We start from the raw sequence: 622 nt of genomic DNA, 5'->3' as shown, positions 1-622 counted from the left end.
GCCTGTCGGTGAGATGAACGTCATTGAGATAGTCGAGGAGAACCCCCGAAAGACGGTGGTTCAAGCGAACTATCAGACGGGTCACAAGGCGTTCATCGGCGGCAAGAAGGGGAAGCGACAGGACATCCTTCTCCCTGTCCGTGCGTTCGAGCAATGGCTGTACCACACCGAAGTGGTCGAACCGCTTTTTGCGGATTACCACGAACGGTACCCATACTGATGAACAAACAACAGCGTGAACAACAGGCGATCCATTGGGAGTCACAGTTCGAGAACTTGACCGAGGAAGAACAACAGGAGTGGCGCGAGACGGGGAGCGTTGACGGTCTATGATAGACACGGACGATCCGCTGAATGGTCGTTGTCCGACGTGCGGGAAATACTGGGCTGTGTGTATCTGTAACCCGACGCACCCGACGAACGCGGCATAATCGTCCGCTGCTTTTCGACGAAACGGCAGTCACACGCCCGAGCGTCAGTTACCTATGGACGAAGCAACCACCGTCTTAGAATTTGAGGAGGAGACAAAAAACTACGCCAAGTACGAAGCAGAAGAAAACAACGGCGTTGTTGCTGATTTCACTTCTGTGTACGTTCCACAGGAACAGTTTGATGATCCACC

At 53.4% G+C, this 622-nt stretch carries 1 protein-coding gene; it reads left to right on the top strand.

Features of this window, described 5'->3' with window-relative positions; translation table 11 throughout:
* Nucleotides 1-220, top strand: a 220-nt coding sequence (locus tag EXE45_RS19920) for a hypothetical protein (protein ID WP_206750503.1), incomplete at its 5' end; no start/stop codon positions are given.
* Nucleotides 221-622: the final 402 nt, after the last annotated feature.

Origin of the sequence: Halorubrum sp. SP9 (assembly GCF_005435015.1) — an archaeon.
In the GTDB taxonomy this organism is placed as follows: Archaea; Halobacteriota; Halobacteria; order Halobacteriales; family Haloferacaceae; genus Halorubrum; species Halorubrum sodomense.
This window is presented reverse-complemented; position numbering and strand designations above follow the sequence as displayed.